1 protein-coding gene is annotated in these 1,041 nt (G+C 69.1%); it reads left to right on the forward strand.

Annotation, left to right across the window (positions count from 1 at the left end):
* Positions 1-1,041: condensation domain-containing protein (locus ACZ4LX_RS38260; protein WP_467721425.1), on the forward strand; the 1,041-nt coding region annotated here is incomplete at both ends.

The following is a 1,041-nucleotide window of genomic DNA, read 5'->3' on the forward strand; positions in this document are numbered from 1 at the left end:
ACGGTCCGTGAGGAGATCCTGTGCGCGGCGTTCGCCGAGGTCCTCGGCGTCGACAGTGTCGGTGTCGACGACGACTTCTTCGCACTGGGCGGCCATTCGCTGCTGGCGATCCGCCTGCTGAGCCGGGTGCGGTCGGTGCTCGGGGTCGAGCTGTCGCTGCGCACGCTCTTCGAGGCGCCGACCGTGGCCCGTCTTGCGTCCCGTGTCGGTGATGCCGGCCGGGCGCGGGTGGCGCTGACGGTGCAGGAGCGGCCGGAGCGCCTTCCGCTGTCGTTCGCGCAGCGCCGTCTGTGGTTCATCGGCCAGTTGGAGGGGCCGAGTGCCACGTACAACCTCCAGGCGCTGTTCCGCCTGTCCGGCCGAGTGGATGCCGGGGCGCTGGATGCCGCGCTGCGCGATGTGATCGGCCGTCACGAGGTGCTCCGGACGGTGTTCGGTACCGCTGACGGTGAGCCGTACCAGCGGGTGCTGGACCTCGCGGGCCTGGAATGGGAGCTGCACGTCGCCGATGCCGTCGCGGGGGATGTGGACGCCCTGGTGGCGGAGGCGGCGCGGTACGCGTTCGATCTGTCTGCCGAAGCGCCGGTTCGCGCTTGGCTGTTCGGTGTCGCTCCGGACGAGCATGTGCTGGTTGTGGTGGTGCATCACATCGCGAGTGACGCCTGGTCGATGGGGCCGTTGGCTGGTGATCTGGCTGTTGCGTATGAGGCGCGGTGTGCGGGTCGGGTTCCTGGGTGGGAGCCGTTGCCGGTGCAGTACGCGGATTATGCGTTGTGGCAGCGTGAGCTGCTGGGCGACGAGGGTGATCCGGAGAGTGTGCTGTCGCGTCAGGTCGCGTATTGGCGGGAGACGCTGGCTGGTGTGCCGGAGGAGCTGGCGTTGCCGGTGGATCGTGTGCGTCCTGCGGTGGCGAGTTATCGGGGTCATCGTGTGCTGTTCGATGTGCCGGCGGAGGTGCATGCGCGGCTGGTGGAGTTGGCGCGGGCCGAGGGTGTGACGCCGTTCATGGTGGTGCAGGGTGCGCTGGCGGTGCTGTTGTCC

The sequence above is a fragment of the Streptomyces sp. NPDC026062 genome, assembly GCF_055568375.1.